This is a genomic window from Streptomyces sp. CB02366 (genome assembly GCF_001905905.1).
Classification (GTDB): domain Bacteria; phylum Actinomycetota; class Actinomycetes; order Streptomycetales; family Streptomycetaceae; genus Streptomyces.
Genome location: NZ_LIVT01000006.1, coordinates 331934 through 346638, shown reverse-complemented (window position 1 = coordinate 346638; position 14705 = coordinate 331934). Strand labels below are relative to the sequence as shown.

General features: G+C 73.0%; 14 protein-coding genes. 6 read left to right on the top strand and 8 right to left on the bottom strand.

Annotation, left to right across the window (positions count from 1 at the left end):
* Positions 1-7 precede the first annotated feature (7 nt).
* Positions 8-388 (bottom strand): BlaI/MecI/CopY family transcriptional regulator, encoded by a 381-nt coding sequence (locus tag AMK24_RS20535; RefSeq protein WP_073770257.1) that lies wholly within the window; start codon positions 386-388, stop codon positions 8-10.
* Between the two features lie 557 nt (positions 389-945).
* Between AMK24_RS20535 and AMK24_RS20530 the strand changes: the two genes are divergently transcribed.
* The 6 genes from AMK24_RS20530 (at position 946) to AMK24_RS20505 (ending at position 7446) form a co-directional block, all read left to right on the top strand.
* Positions 946-1209, top strand: a complete 264-nt coding sequence (locus AMK24_RS20530) for an acyl carrier protein (protein ID WP_073770256.1) — start codon at positions 946-948, stop codon at positions 1207-1209.
* Positions 1210-1248: 39 nt separating this feature from the next.
* Positions 1249-2220, top strand: coding sequence for a chlorinating enzyme (locus tag AMK24_RS20525; RefSeq protein ID WP_073770255.1), 972 nt, complete (start codon positions 1249-1251; stop codon positions 2218-2220).
* Between the two features lie 303 nt (positions 2221-2523).
* Positions 2524-3249, top strand: a complete 726-nt coding sequence (locus tag AMK24_RS20520; RefSeq protein WP_073770254.1) for a thioesterase II family protein — start codon at positions 2524-2526, stop codon at positions 3247-3249.
* A gap of 19 nt (positions 3250-3268) precedes the next feature.
* Positions 3269-4810, top strand: a complete 1542-nt coding sequence (locus tag AMK24_RS20515) for an amino acid adenylation domain-containing protein (protein ID WP_079190561.1) — start codon at positions 3269-3271, stop codon at positions 4808-4810.
* A 42-nt stretch (positions 4811-4852) separates the two neighbouring features.
* Positions 4853-6190 (top strand): cation:proton antiporter, encoded by a 1338-nt coding sequence (locus tag AMK24_RS20510; RefSeq protein WP_073770252.1) that lies wholly within the window; start codon positions 4853-4855, stop codon positions 6188-6190.
* The gene (locus AMK24_RS20505) at positions 6187-7446 is read left to right on the top strand and encodes a helix-turn-helix transcriptional regulator (protein WP_073770251.1); all 1260 of its coding nucleotides are present in this window, start codon (positions 6187-6189) and stop codon (positions 7444-7446) included. Before AMK24_RS20510 ends, AMK24_RS20505 begins: the two co-directional genes overlap by 4 nt.
* Here AMK24_RS20505 and AMK24_RS20500 read toward each other — a convergent pair.
* The 7 genes from AMK24_RS20500 to AMK24_RS20470 form a co-directional block, all read right to left on the bottom strand.
* Positions 7381-8811 carry an amidase gene (locus AMK24_RS20500; RefSeq protein WP_073770250.1) on the bottom strand — a complete coding sequence of 477 codons (1431 nt, stop codon included), beginning with the start codon at positions 8809-8811 and terminating at the stop codon, positions 7381-7383. The genes AMK24_RS20505 and AMK24_RS20500 overlap by 66 nt on opposite strands.
* Positions 8812-8844: 33 nt before the next feature.
* Positions 8845-10191, bottom strand: a complete 1347-nt coding sequence (locus AMK24_RS33235; RefSeq protein WP_073770249.1) for a phthiocerol/phthiodiolone dimycocerosyl transferase family protein — start codon at positions 10189-10191, stop codon at positions 8845-8847.
* A 13-nt stretch (positions 10192-10204) separates the two neighbouring features.
* A complete protein-coding gene (locus AMK24_RS20490) occupies positions 10205-10600 on the bottom strand; it encodes a hypothetical protein (RefSeq protein ID WP_143203720.1) in 396 nt (131 codons plus the stop codon).
* Positions 10601-10644: 44 nt separating this feature from the next.
* Entirely contained in the window at positions 10645-11853 is a 1209-nt protein-coding gene (locus AMK24_RS20485; RefSeq protein ID WP_073770247.1) for an acyl-CoA dehydrogenase family protein, read from the bottom strand.
* A 13-nt stretch (positions 11854-11866) separates the two neighbouring features.
* Positions 11867-12361 (bottom strand): flavin reductase family protein, encoded by a 495-nt coding sequence (locus AMK24_RS20480; RefSeq protein WP_079190560.1) that lies wholly within the window; start codon positions 12359-12361, stop codon positions 11867-11869.
* Positions 12362-12587: 226 nt separating this feature from the next.
* On the bottom strand, positions 12588-13511 hold the full coding sequence (locus AMK24_RS20475) for an SDR family oxidoreductase (protein ID WP_073770245.1): 924 nt from the start codon (positions 13509-13511) through the stop codon (positions 12588-12590).
* Positions 13508-14704 (bottom strand): FAD-dependent monooxygenase, encoded by a 1197-nt coding sequence (locus tag AMK24_RS20470; protein ID WP_073770244.1) that lies wholly within the window; start codon positions 14702-14704, stop codon positions 13508-13510. The genes AMK24_RS20475 and AMK24_RS20470 overlap by 4 nt, the downstream gene beginning before the upstream one ends.
* Position 14705 lies beyond the last annotated feature (1 nt).

Genomic DNA, 14705 nt, shown 5'->3' with positions numbered 1-14705 from the left:
GGCCGCGTCAGCCCTCCGGCTCCGCAGCACGCTCCAGCAACTCCCGCAGCAGTCGCTCGTCCCCCGGAGGCAGTGACGTCACGAAGCTCGCCAGCACCGCCTCACGGTCCCTCTCCCGATCCAACAGCCGTCGCATCCGCAACGCCGCCAGACCCGCCTCGTCCGCCACCGGTGACCACACGAAGGCCCGCCCCGCCTTCTCCCGGGTCACCGCCCCCTTGGCCAGCAGCCGCGTCAGAATCGTGATCACGGTCGTGTACGCGAGACCGCCGCCGACCCGCTCCTGCACCCAGGCCGTGTCCACGGGAGCCTCCGCCGCGCGCAACGCACCGAGCACCTGAGCCTCCAGCTCACCCTGACCACGCCGGGCACGCCCCTGCTCTCCCACCCGTCTCCCTCCAGCCCACCGCCCACCGGTCCAGGGCAGTCATTCATCGTAGCCTCGGGCCCGCTCCAGGGGACACGTGCACGTCCGCACGGCCGCAGGTCACCGCCTGGCACGGCCACACCAGCCCGGACGGCGGCGCACCCGGCGCCGGGCCGCGTCCCGCTGTTCGTGGCGCCGGACGCCCCGGCGGAGTGGTCACCCGTTTTCCCGGCGGGGCGCCGTGGACCTCGGTACGTCGGCGGAAGACCGGTCCGGTTCGGTCACGACCGACCGGGTGTTCAGCCGTTCCGGCGCTCCGGGCCGAGGGGGCGGGGCTCTCGTCCGGCAGAAATCAGCACCGTGTTCGTGGCGAATTTTCCTGGCATATGTTCGCGGGGCATACCCCCCAAGCATCCGGCATTACCGCGCTCGTCCGGGCGGCCATAGAGTGAGGCGCGCAGCAAGCCAAGCACATTTCCCTGGCCCTGTGCAAAGCGTACGGAGACGCTCCGGCTCGCACATGATTCCAACGATGGCCGGAGGCACGTACGAGACCCTACGAGAGGAGTCTGGCGGCCATGCCCGTTTCCATTCCTGAGGGCGTGCACGAACTTCAGAAGCTGCTCGTCGACTGGGTGGGCGAGGCCGTCGAGAATCCGGACGTGTCCCCCGAGGACAACTTCCTGGATCTCGGCGGTCACTCGCTCATCGCCATGAACCTCAACACACTCGTCCAACAGCGCTTCGGACACGAACTGGACATGAAGGTCCTGTTCGAGGAGTCGCTCGGCAGCGCGATCGCAGAACTGCACGGGCGGATGGCCGGACAGCCTGCCAGGTAATTCGTTCACCCAGTATTCGGACCAGAGACTGGAGTAGCCGTGAATGACCGCACCGCTGATTTCCGACTGAGCCCCGAAGAACTCGCCACGTTCGAGGAGCAGGGCTTCATCGGCCCCATCAAGGTGTATGAACCCGAGGAGATGGAGAAGCGCTGGAACCAGATACGCCGAGCCATTCCGGACCGGTCGCGGGCGATCTACCCGGAAGACGCGCTGGGCGCGGTGACCAACCTCTCCAACTACGACCGGCACCTCGACATAGATCTGCTCAGCGAGCACATCATGCAGCAGGCGATCGTGGAGCGGGTGGCCTCCATCCTCGGCCCGGACCTGCTGTGCTGGCGCACCGAGTTCTTCCCGAAGTACCAGGGCGACGAGGGCACCGACTGGCACCAGGCGTCGACGTTCGCCCACTCCAGCGGCCGCCCCCAGATCCGGTGGCCCGCGGAGAACAACGCGCCCGCGTTCGGCGGCACGATCACCGCCTGGACGGCGTTCACCCATTCGACCCGTGAGAACGGCTGCCTCCAGCTCATGCCGGGCACGCACCGGGTGATGAACTACGACGAGTCCCTCGGCATGTCCTACAACCCGGACACGATCAACAAGCGGGAGAAGGACAACGTCCGGCGCGGCTTCTTCGGATACGACTACCGCGACCTCCAGAAGGACCCCGACTGGCGCCCCGACGAGTCCAAGGCGTTCTCCCTCGTCATGCAGCCCGGCGAGTGCGTGATCTTCTGGTCGACCCTGATGCACGGTTCGCTCCCGCACACCGGCAGCAAGAAGGACTACCGCATGGGGTTCGCGACCCGGTACGTGCCGACCCAGGTCGAGGTCTACCCGGACCTCGGCGACGTGTCCGAGTACGGCGGCACCATCCCGCTGGACAACTTCGCCTCCGTGCTCGTCGCCGGCAAGGACGAGTACGGCCACAACAGGATCACCGACCAGAACCGCCGCGGCCGCAGGTTCAGCCCGTGGGACTTCCGGGAGGCGTACAGCGGCTGACGCCCCGGGACCGTGCCGGCGGGCCGGCCGCACGGGCCGTGGGAGCCCGGCCCGCAGGCCGGTCCCGCGGCACGTGACCGGCGACGCCCGGAAGGGGCGCGGCGGCACGGCGGTCCACCGCCCCGTCGCACCGCGGCCCCGCCCCGGTGCGGGGGCGGCGGTGACATGGCGGCGCACCGCCCCACCACCGCGGCCCCCGCACCGGCCGGCCGCCGCGCCCGCGCGCCCGGCCCGGACCCCCGGGGCCCCCGCGTCCCTTCCGGTCCCGCTGCTCCGCCCCCCACCCTTCAGGAAGGCGCACCGATGACCGTGCTCGCCCTGTTCCATCACGCCGGAGGCTCGGCGGCCGTGTTCCGCCGACTGCTCCATCTGCTGCCCGACGACATCCGGCCCGTGGTGGCCGAGCTGCCCGGCCGGGGCCGCCGCTGGCGGGAGCCCGCCCCGCACACCGCGGAGGAGGCTGTCCGGGATCTGGTCGACCTGCTCACCGCGGAGGTGCGACCCGACGAGGAACTGTCCATCTTCGGCCACAGCATGGGCGCCTACCTCGGGCTCGGCGTGGCCGCGGCCCTGGAGCGGCGCGGCGGACCGCGCTGCCAGACCCTCTTCGCCTCCGCCAACCGGGCGCCGCAGCTCGGCTCCCCGATGTTCCCCGACGGCGTCGCCGCCGCGTCCGACGAGGAGGTGCTGGCCTGCGCCGCCCGGTTCGAGGCCCTGGACGAACGGCTGCTCGGCCACCCCCACATCGCCGACCGCGCCGTAGCCCTGCTGCGGTGCGACTTCGACGTCTGCGACTCCTTCATCCGCACCATGGCCGGGACCGTGACCGAGAGCCGCATCGTCGTCTGCCGCGGAGAGCAGGACGCCTTCGGCGACGAGCACACCGACCCGTGGCAGTGGCGCAGCGTCCAGCCCCTCACCACCCTCACGTTTCCCGGCGGCCACCTCTACCTGGAGGAAGCCGGGGCCGAACCGCTCGCGGCGGCGATCGCCTCGGTCATGAGCGAACCGGCGCAGTCCCGAACCTGATCCGGCCTGGGAGCCCCCAATGAACGAGGCAGTGAGTTCCAACGGCAACCCCCCTCCCGCCCACGAACTGTTCGAGGCACGGCGCAGATCCCACCCCGACCGCCCCGCCGTGCTGTGGGGCGAGCGGTCCCTCGGTTACGAGGAGCTGGGGCGCGACGCGGACCGGCTCGCCCACGCGCTGCTAGGGGATGGAGTCACCGGGGAGCCCGTCGGGGTGTTCTTCGAGCGGGGCTTCTCCATCGCCGTCGCGGTCCTCGGCGTTCTCAAGGCCGGCTGCGCCTACGTGCCGCTCGACCCCGCCTATCCCGACGAGCGGCTCGCGGCCATGGTGCGCGACAGCGGTACGCGGGTCCTGCTGACCGAGAAGGGGCTCGTGGACCGCATCCCGCTGCCGGACGGCACCCGTGCACTCCTCCTGGAGGACGCCCTGTCCTCCGTCGAGGACGCGCCCCCGCCCACGGTGCCGGAGATCGGCCCGGACACCCTCGCGTACGTCATCTACACGTCCGGGTCCAGCGGGACGCCCAAGGGCGTGGCCATGCCCCACGGTCCGCTCGCCAACCTGATCGACTGGCAGTGCGCGCACTCCGCCTGCGGCGTCGGCGACCGTACCCTCCAGTTCTCCGCGCTCAGCTTCGACGTCTCCTTCCAGGAGATGTTCAGCACCTGGGCGTCCGGCGGGGCCCTGGTGGTGGCCGACGACTCGACCCGCCGGAGCTGGCAGGCCCTGATCGACCTGCTGAACAGCGCCTCGGTGCGGCGCATGTTCCTGCCGTTCGTGGCGCTCCAGTCGATCGCCGCGCACGCCGACTCGGTCGGTGTGTGGCCCGCCTCCCTCCGCGAGGTCGTCACCGCCGGCGAACAGCTCCAGGTGACACCCGCCGTGCGTGCCCTGTTCCGGCGCCTGGACGGGGCGGTGCTGGTCAACCAGTACGGGCCCTCCGAGACCCATGTGGTGACCTCGCTCGAACTCCGCGGCGACCCGGACGAGTGGCCCGACCAGCCCAGCATCGGCCGGCCCATCGCCCACGTCGAGGCGTACGTCCTCGACGAGCGGCTGCGCCCGCGGCAGCCCGGCACACCGGGAGAGCTGTGCATCGGCGGCCCGGTCCTCGCCGAGGGCTACCTGGGGATGCCCGAGGCGACCGCCGCGCGGTTCCGGACCGTACCCGGCCTGGCCGGCGGCGGGCGGATCTACCGCACGGGCGACCTCGTCGAACTCCGGCCGGACGGCGCCCTGCAGTTCCTCGGTCGACTGGACGACCAGGTGAAGATCCGGGGCCACCGGGTGGAGACCGGAGAGGTCGAGGCGCACCTGCGGGCCCTGCCGGAGGTCGCCGACGCGGCGGTGGTCGTGCGGGAGGGGCCCGGCGGCGTCAAGCAACTGGTGGCGTTCTGCGTCCCGGCACGCGGCGCCGAGGTGGTGGCCTCCGCGGTCCGGCGCAGTCTGTCCGCACGGCTGCCCGACCACATGATCCCCTCGTCGGTCCGTCCCCTGCCCGCGCTGCCGCTCACCTCCAGCGGCAAGGTCGACCGCAGGACGCTGGCGCGGGGTCTCTGACCGTCATCCGCTCCCCTTTTTTCGAGAAGGAAGAGGCCAAGCATGTCGACGCACGGTCCGGCCCCGCACGGTCCGGCCCTCAGCGCGGGAGAGGGCGCGGGCGTCACCGGGATCGTCCTGGTGGGCGTGGCCCTGGTGCTGATCGCCGCGTTCCTGTTCTCCACCGCGGCCAAACGGGTCCGCCAGCCCGCGGTGATGGGCGAGATCGTCGCCGGAATAGCCCTGGGGCCGAGTCTGCTCGGGCTCCTGCCCGGCGATCCGCCCGGACTCCTGTTCCCCCCGGCGGCCCGCCCCTATCTGGACGTCCTGGCCCAACTGGGCCTGGTGCTCTTCATGTTCGGGGTCGGCTACCAACTGAGCCTGTCGCACGTGAAGGGCGTCGGACGGCACATCGCCCTGGTGTCGTTCAGCTCGGTGGCGCTGCCGTTCGCCATGGGCGCCGCGCTCGCCGTCCTGCTCTACCCCTGGCTCGACACGTCGCAGCTGAAGACGGACGGGATGCTCGGCCCCGCGCTGTTCCTCGGCGCCGCGATGTCCATCACGGCCTTCCCCGTGCTCGCCAGGATCATCATCGAACGGGGCCTGCAGAAACACCGGGTGGGCGCGGTGGCCCTGGTCAGCGCCGCCATCCAGGACGTGATCGCCTGGACCGTGCTGGCCGCCGTCGTCACCGTCGTCAGCGTCAGCGGCCTGTGGTCGCTCGGCCGGACCATCGGGGGCGCCCTGGCCTTCGGCCTCGTGCTGATCCTCCTGGTGCGGCCGGCCCTGGCCTGGCTGCTGGCCCCGCAGCGGTCCTGGGCCGGCAACACGCCGACCGTCCACGTCGTGCTCTGCTCCGGGCTGCTGGCCAGCGCGTGGATCACCGAAGAGATCGGCCTGCACGCGGTGTTCGGCGCCTTCCTGTTCGGGGCCGTCGCGCCCCGCCGCCACATCGACGCGACCGCCCCCGAGGTGCCGGAACGCATCGACCAGACGAGCCTGCTGCTGCTCCCGGTGTTCTTCACCGTCACCGGGCTGTCGGTGGACCTCGCCGGGCTCGGCGCTCAAGGGCTCGTCATGGTCGTCGCGACCGTCGCGGTGGCGTGCGCGGGCAAGTTCCTCGGCGCCATGGGCGCCGCCCGGCTCTCCGGCTCCGGCGGCCGTGAGGCCACCGTGCTGGGCATCCTGCTCAACGCCCGCGGGCTGACCGAACTCGTCGTCCTCAACGTGGGGTTGAGCCTGGGCGCGCTCGACAGCCGGCTGTTCACCGCGATGGTCGTGATGGCCCTGCTCACCACCCTGATGACCGGTCCCCTGCTGAGCCGTTTCCCGCTCGACCCCGAGCCGGTCCCGCCCGCGCTGCGGCCCGTGAAGCACGCCGGAAAGGACGCCGCCCGATGACCGGAACCACCGCTTGGCAGCTGGCGTCGCCGCCCGCCACGCGGGTCGCCCCCCTCTCCCCCGCCCCGCCGCGCCTGCCGCTGCGCGGGCGCGAGGAGGAGATGGCCCGCGCGCGGCAGGCCCTGGAGTTCGGCGCCGACGGCGGCTGCGCCCTCGTGACGGTCGAGGGGCCGCCCGGCTCCGGCCGGACCCGGTTCCTCGACGAGTGCGCGGCCCTGGCACGGCAGCTCGGCTATGTGACGGGCCCCCGGCCCGGGCTTCCCGGCCCGGGGGCCGGCCCCCGGCTGATCGTTCTGGACGACCCGCACTTCCCGGCGGAGGATCCGGGCGAGACCCTGTTCGCCCGGCGGCACGCCTCGTACGGCGACCGGGCGCTGGTCCGGCTGGTGGCGGGCCGCCGGGGCGCCGACCCGCTGGCCGGCTGTCCCGCCGGGCACCACGAGCGGATCCGCCTCGGCGCACTGCGCCCGCCTGCCGCCCTCCAGGTCGCCGCCGACCTGCTGGGGGTCGCGCCCTCCGCGCCACTCGCCCGCATCCTGCTGGGCGCGGGTGGGCATCCGAAACTGCTGGTGGAGCTGGTGGAGGGGATGCGCGAGGAGCAGTCGCTCCGGGTGGGGGCCCACGAGGCGCAGCTGGTCGAGGACCGCATCCCGCGCCGGCTGCGGGTGCTCCTGCAGTCCCTGCTCCTGGACTTCCCGGACGAGTGCCGCCAGCTGCTGCGGGTGGCTGCCGTCCTCGGCAGGGAGAGCACGGTCGACGACCTGCTGCCGATCCTCCAGGTGCCGCCCTCCGCCCTGCTGCTCGCCCTGGACCGGCTGATCAGCACCGGCATGCTGGCGGTCGGCAGCACCCAGGTCCGCTTCCCCAACGAGCTGCTGTGGCGGCTCGTCGTCGACTCGGTGCCGGTCCCGCTGAGGCAGGCGCTGCGCCGCCAGGCGGCCGACTCCCGGCAGGTCCCGCGTCCGGCGGCCCGGCCGGCGGCGCCGGCCGGGCCGCCGGACCTCAACGACCAGGAGAGCCGGATCGTGCAGCTGGTCGCCGAAGGGCTGACCAACAAGCAGATGGCCCGGCGGCTGGGGATCTCGCCCCACACCGTCAACTACCACCTCAAGAAGCTGTTCCAGAAGACCGGGGTCAACTCCCGCATCGCCCTGCTGCGGGAGACCGGCTGGAGCGACCCCTCCGAGGAGTCACCCGAGCCGGGGCCGCGCGTGCGCCCACGGCCGGGCGCTCTCGAATGCGGCGGCCAGCTCTAGCAGCCTGTCCTCGGCCCCGGGGGCGCCGACGAGCTGGACGCCGACCGGCAGCTCCCCCGCGGCCGTCCCGGCGGGCACCGAGAGCGCCGGCTGGCCGGTGATGTTGAAGGGGTAGGTGAAGGCCAGCCAGTCGGCGTACTCGCGCCACCGCTCCTCGAACGCCGTGCCCTCGGGAACCGCCCCGAGGACCGGCGGGAGCACGGTGAGCGTGGGGGTGAGCAGGACGTCGTACCGGGTCCAGAAGCCCAGCACCTCGGCCGCCCGCCGCTGGGCGGCCGCCAGTGCGGCGCAGTAGTCGACCGCGCCGAGCCGTTCGCCGCGCAGGGCGGTGTCGAGGCTCGTCGACTCCAGCTCGGCCAGCTCCCCGGGCGGTATGCCGCGGACCATGGTGGCCACGTTCGCGGCGATGACCGTCAGCAGCGGGTCCAGGAGCCCACCGAGGTCGGGAGCGTCCTCGACCAGCTCGACGTCCAGCTCGCCGAAGGCCGACACCGCCCGCTCGAACACCTCCCGTACGGCGGGTACGACCGTGCCGTGCGGCGGTGTGCACGTGTGGGCCACGCGCAACCGCCCCGGGGGCCGCGCCCCGGGGGCGAGGAAGGGGGTGGAGCGCGCGGGCAGCCCGTACGGCTCCCCGACGGAGGGGCCCGCCATCACGTCGAGCATCAGAGCCGTGTCGCCGACCGTCCGGGCCATGGGGCCGTTGCTGACGTAACCCGCCCACTGCTCCTGGGAGGCGGGCGCCCACGGGATCCGGCCGCGGGTGGGTTTGAGCCCCACGACGCCGCAGGCGGACGCGGGGGCCCGCACGGAGCCGGCCCCGTCGGCGGCCAGGGCGAGCGGGCCGATGCCGGCGGCCACGGCGGCGGCCGCGCCGCCGCTGGAGCCCGCCGGGCTGTGGTCGGTGTTCCACGGGTTGCGGGTGGGCGGGAAGGCCCGGTTGTCCGTCGTGATCCGCAGCCCGAACTCCGGCATGTTGGTGGTGCCGACGAGGATGCCGCCCGCCCGCCGCAGCCGGGCGACCACCTCGCTGTCGAAGCCGGGCCGGTAGCCGGTGAAGGGCCGCGACCCGTAGGCGGTCGGCAGGTGGGCCGACTCGTGGGCGTCCTTGACGGTGAACGGGATCCCGTGCAGCGGGCCCCGCTCCTCCGGCGGCAGGGCGTCCGCGGCACGGGCGTCCATGAGGGCGCCCTCCGCCCGTACGGCGGTCACGGCGTTCAGCCGGGGGTTCACCTCCTCCAGGCGGCCGAGGACCGCTTCGGTGACCTCCAGGGCGGACAGTTCCTTGTCGCGGATCAGGTCGCGCAGCTCGGAGGCGGGTCGGAAGACCGGGGACTCGGTGGGCGGGTGGGGCGGTGATTCCATCGGAAGGTGCTCCCTTGCGGTTCGTGACGGGCTTCAGTCGCCCGCTGGTACGAGGGCGAGGACGAGCTCCACACAGCTGTCGGCGAGCCGCTTCGCGCGGTCGTCCCGGACGATCCCCTGGGCGTAGGTGAAGTTCCAGGCGAGCTGGTGGTGGGTGGAGTTGACGGTGGCGACGAACGCGCCCACCACCGAGAGCGAGGCGATGAACTGGGCGCCGGACGCCCGCAGCGGTCCGATGGTGTCCGGGAACGGGAACCTGCCGATGTTGGAGAGGCAGAAGTTGATCGGCCCCTTCTCGTCCAGGTGCCGCACGAACGGCAGGCTCTCGGCCAGGTTCCGCGGCCCGGCCGCGCCGATTCCGTTGATCATGGAGAACTGCTCGCCCCGCGCCTTGCGCGCCTTGAGGTCGGCGCTGATCTCCCGGGCCGTCTCCCACAGCGGGCGGGCCGCCCGGTGCTCGACGAGGGTGGGGATCGTCGCCACGTAACTGCCCACGTCGTCGGGGCCCACCGCGGGTTCGAGGTCGCCCCGGAAGTCGACCGGGGAGCCGATCGAGTACCAGGCGCCCTCGTCGGCCCCGGCGTCCACGGCGAGCGCCCGCACCATGGCGGCGGCGAGCACCCCGTGAACGGTGACCCCGCGGGCCCGGCAGGCGCGGGCCAGCCGGTCCAGCACCGGGCCCTCCAACGACCGGTGGAGGAACCGGGTGCGGCGCTCCTCGAAGGGCACCGGCCGGTCCGCGTCCACCCGGCGGGGGCGCAGCCGTTCGAGGTCGCCCTCGTCGCGGTCGGCCTTCGCCTTCGCCCGTACCCGCCCCGCGGCACCGCGGTGCTCGGGCGGGAACATCTCCTCGGCCGGGGGCAGCGCCGTACGCGGTTCCACGGTGCCGCCGACGGCCAGTTCCGCCCACTGCCGCAGCAGCGAGACGAGCGTGGTCCCGTCCGCGACGACGTGCAGCAGGCTCAGGATCAGGTCGTGCACCTCGCCGTCCGGCCCGGGGCCGCTGAGGACGACGGCCGTGGCGAGCGGGCCGGCCCGCGGGTCGATGCGGCCGTTGACGAGTTCCTCGTCCACCACGCGCCGCCAGCCGTCCGCCACGGCCTCCGGCGAGCCGAGGGTCCGGTGGTCGAGCGGGACGGGACGGTCGTCCACCGCGACGAAGCGGGGGCGCCGGCCCGTCGGGTCGGCCTCGACCGCCGCCCGCAGCAGGGGGTGGCGGGCCTGGAGTCCGTCCAGGGCGGTGCGCAGCGAGGCGCGGGAGACGGGCCCGTGCAGGCGGACCCGTCCGACGACGTTCAGCGGTGAGATCTGGTCGGCTATCCAGTACCAGCGCTCCAGCGGGCTCAGTTCCCGCCAGACCGCCCCGGAGGTCGTGGACACGGGCGTCCCCCGGTCAGTCGACCGGCGACGCGGAGAGCGGCCGGAACATGCCCGCGCTCGCCCGGGTCTCCGGGGTGGTCTGCCAGGGCGGGTTGGTGCCGAAGGCGATCAGGACCTTCTCGCCGTCGGCCCGGAAGGCGACGGGCTCGCCCTGCTCCACCCATACCATCTCGTGCGGGCCGGCGCTCACCGAGCCGCCTTCGAAGTCCACGGCGAACCGGCCGGTCAGCACGACGATGAACTCGTCGTAGCTGGGCACCCATTCCATGACGTCGCCGGGATGCAGGCAGGCGAAGCCCGCCCCCATCGACTTCGGGACGCCGTCGTCGGCCAGGTCGCCGATGTAGATGCGGGTGTCCGCGAACTGCTGCCAGTTCGCCTCTTTCGTTCCGTACGTGCGTGCGGCCATGTCCGACTCCTTCACGAGGTGTTCCGCTCGGCGGGCTGTCCGCGTCAGACCAGCGGAGAGATCTGCTCTTCCACGCCCAGCAGGGCCTTGCCGTACATTTCCTTGATCATCGAGGGCTGGAGGATGGCGTGCCGGGCGCTCACGGCCGAGTCCCGCCAGATCCGCTGAAGCGGGTTGGTGTCGGCGAAGCTGGCCGCGCCGTGCGCGGTCAGCAGGATGTCGATCGCCTCGGTGACGTGCCCGATCGCCCCGCTGAGGTCCGCCCGCGCCTGGATGCGCCGGAGCGGGTCCAGGGCCTCGCCGCGCCGCGCCGCGCCGTCGATGTCGGCGGTGGCGCGGTGGACGTGGAGGTGAGCGGTGTCGATCTTCTGCGCCGCCTCGGCGACCCGCAGCTGGAAGGCCGTCGAGTCGCGCTGCTTCTCGAAGTAGGTGAACGTGACGGCCTTCTCGGCGGACTTGCTCCTGACCAGCTCCAGCGCCGCACGGCCCAGGCCGAGCTGGGTGGCCGCCAGGGGGGCGGCGGTGAGGAACTGCACGAAGGCGGAGCGGGGGTGGGGTCCGCCCGACCGCTGCACCGGGTAGTCGCCGGCCATCGCCTTCGGCACCGACACCACCCGGTGGTCCGGTACGAAGATGTCCTGGGCCACCAGGCAGTTGCTGCCGGTGGCGCGCATCCCGGCGACGAACCAGGTGTCCTCCACCGTGTAGTCGGCGGCGGGGATCAGGGCCATGCCCTGGTCGACGATCCGCCCGGTGGAGTCCGGGACCGGGAAGCCGATCAAGGACCAGCCGGCGTGCCAGGAGCCCGAGGCGTAGTGCCAGCGGCCGGAGACCCGGTAGCCGCCGTCGACCCGCTCGGCGGTCGCGCTGGGCGTCAGCACGCCGGAGATCCGGGTGTCGGGGTCGGCCCCGAACACCTCGTCCTGGGCCTGCTCCGGGAAGAGGCTGGTGACCCAGGCCAGCGAGCTGCCGACCGCGACCACCCACGAAGCGCTGCCGTCCCCCTCGGCGAGGGTCGCGGACACGTCGGCCAGGGTGCGCAGGGACACCTCGTGGCCGCCGTACCGCTTCGGCACGGCCAGCCGGAACATGCCGCCGGCGGTGAGGGATTTTACGGATTCATCGGTCAGCCGACGGTCGCGCTCCCCCTGCTCGGCGTTGCGGGCGAGAAGCGGGACGAGTTCCCTCGCGGTGCGGAGCAGCTCGGACGATTCCGAGGAAGGGAGTTCGTTCTCGGTCCGGGTGTCGGCCATGGAAATCTCCGTCTCAGTGGGCGAATGCCGCGATGTGGTCGGTGAGGGAACGGGTACGCGTCGGTGCTGCCGCGGAATGCGTGCCGAACGTCCGGCGGCCGTAGACGAGCGGGGCTGCGCCCCGGACTCCGGAGACCCGGGTCACCAGGCCGAGCAGCAGCAGGTGGTCCCCGCCGGGGACGTGCCGCTGGAGCTCGCACACGAGCCACCCCGGGGCCTGGCGCAGACGCGGGAGGCCGTCGTCCGGGCACCAGTCGGCCCGGTCGAACCGGTCGGCGGCCGAGGAGGCGAACGCCCCGGCCACGTCCGCCTGTCCGGCCCCGAGCAGGTTCACGCCGAACCGCTCGGACCGCAGGATCTTCGGCAGCAGCCGGGAGCGCTGTTCCAGCGCGACGGTCACCATGGGCGGCCGCAGCGACAGCGAGGTGAGCGAGCCGACGGTCGTGCCGTGGGGCAGCCCGTCCGCCATCGCCGTGACCACCGCCACCGGGGTGCAGACATCGGCCATGAAATCCTTGAAATCTCGCTCCGTAACCATTCCTTCTCCCCAGAGCGTGAATGGGCCAGGCGTTTTCACGGGGCCGTTCCGGCGGGTTCGCCGGCCGTGCGGAAATCCGGCCGGACTTTTCTTCCGTGACGTGTGACGCTGCGTACGCTAGCCAGGGGCGCGGGGCGCGTACAGGCGTGTCCGCCCGGTACTACGCGAACACGCAGTCGCCCCGGCTCCGCCGCGGTTACCGGCCCGCGTCGCTGCCGCCGGGCGTGCCCACCAGGGCGGTGATCGCCCGGAACCGGCGGTCGAGCAGCGGGTCGGGGAGCAGCCGTGCCATCCGGGCCATCCGGCGGGCGTCGGTCCCCACCCGGTAGCGCGCCCGGGGACGTACGTCGGTCAGGGCGCGCAGGACCGTGCGGGCGAAGTCCTCCGGGGTGGTCCTGCTCGCCATCGCCTGCTGCGCGTTGCCCTCCAGGAACCCCTGGAGGGCGGACCGGTAGAGATCGGCGACCGAGGGGGCGGCATCGGCCAGCGCCCGTTCGCCCGCCTGCGACACCTTGCTCCAGATCGGCGTGAGAATGGCTCCGGGCGCCACCACCGAGACGCGTACGCCGGTGGGCCCCAGCTCGCGCCGCAGGGCGTCGCTGAGCGCTTCCTTGGCGAACTGGGCGGCGGAGTAGGCCCCGAGGAAGGGGACCGCGGCCTTGCCGAGGCCGGAGGTGACGTTGACGATCCGGCCGTTCGACCGGCGCAGCAGCGGGAGATGAGCCCGGATCATCGCGAGGTGCCCGACCACGTTGACGTCGAGCTGCCGGCGGAACTGGTCGCCGTCGATGCACTCCAGCGGGCCCGGCACGCAGATCCCGGCGTTGTTCACCAGGCCCCGCAGCCCGCCGTAGCGGTGTTCGACGAGTTCGGCCGAGGCCCGTACGGAGGCGTCGTCGGTGATGTCGATGACGGCGTAGCGGAGCCTGCCGTGCTGCGACTCGGTGAGCAGCTTCTCGCCGTCCTCCTCCCGGCGGACCCCCGCGAGCACCTGGAAGCCCCGGTGCTCCAGCTCCAGGGCGCACTCGCGGCCCAGCCCCGAGGAGGCGCCCGTGACGACGACCACGCCGTGCGGCGGGACGCTCCCGCCGCGCGGTCCGCGTACCGTGTTCCGGCTCATCGGCCCGCCTCCCCGCCGGCGCCCGCGGGAAGGCCGGCGCCCGGGAAGGTCAGCGCCGGTTCGAGCTTGCCCACCAGTTTCCGGTGGGGCATCCACCGGAAGTAGCCGTCCCGGACCCGGCGGCGTACCGGGCCCTGCGACTGCTCGAACTCGCTGATGGCGCGGGTGGCCTCCACCATCGTCCGGGTGCGTTCGTACCGCGCCGACTCGTAGCCGCGCAGCCCCCGGGGCACGTCCGGGGCGTGCCGCAGGTGCTGGGCCAGGACCGCGGCGTCCTCCATCGCCATGGCGGAGCCCTGGCCGAGGCTGGTGAGCATGGGGTGGGCGGCGTCCCCCAGCAGGGTCACCGGCCCCGTGCCCCAGGGCTGGAGGAACGCCCGGTCCCGGGTGTTCAGCGTCAGCAGGTCCTCCGCCGGGGTCACCCGGATCGCCTCCCGGACCTCGTCCGGCCAGCCGGAGTAAGCGTCGAGGACCCCCGCCTTGCCGCCGTCCCAGGTGCTGGACTCCTCGAACCGCATGTTCTTCGTGCCCCACCAGTAGAGCCGGCCCCGGCCGATGTCGACCAGGCCGAACCGCATCCCGTCGCCCCACAGGTGGACCACGGAGCCGGGGGCGAACCGGGGGTGGCTGTACTCGGTGATCCCGAGCCACGCGATGTACCCGCTGTCGTGCACGGGTTCGTCCGGTCCGGTCAGCTGGCGCCGCACGGCCGAGTTGAACCCGTCGGCGCCCACCAGGAGGTCGGCCTCCGCCTCCCGGCCGTCGGTGAAGCGCACCCGCGCCCGTTCGCCCTCCACCTCGAACCGGTCGGCGGCGGCGTTCAGCCGGATCGGGATGTCCGCCGTCTGGTCCAGGAGCGCGGCGAGCAGGTCGGACCGGCTGATGCAGACGCACGGGACGCCGATGCGCCGGGTGATCTCGGGGAACGGGAACTCCCGTATCAGCCTGCCCTTCCAGTCCTTGACGTGGTAGGTCTCCATGACCCGGCCGCGCTTCTCCAGGCCGAGGTCGATGTCCAGGGTGGCGAGCGCCGCCGTGGCGTTGCTCATCACGGAGAGCCCGAAGCCGGCCGCCCGCATCTCCGGCGCGCGCTCGAACACCTCCACCTCGAAGCCGACGCGCCGCAGTGCGATGGCCGTGGTCAGTCCGCCGATCCCGGCGCCGACGACGATGGCTGTTCGTGTGCTGCTCATG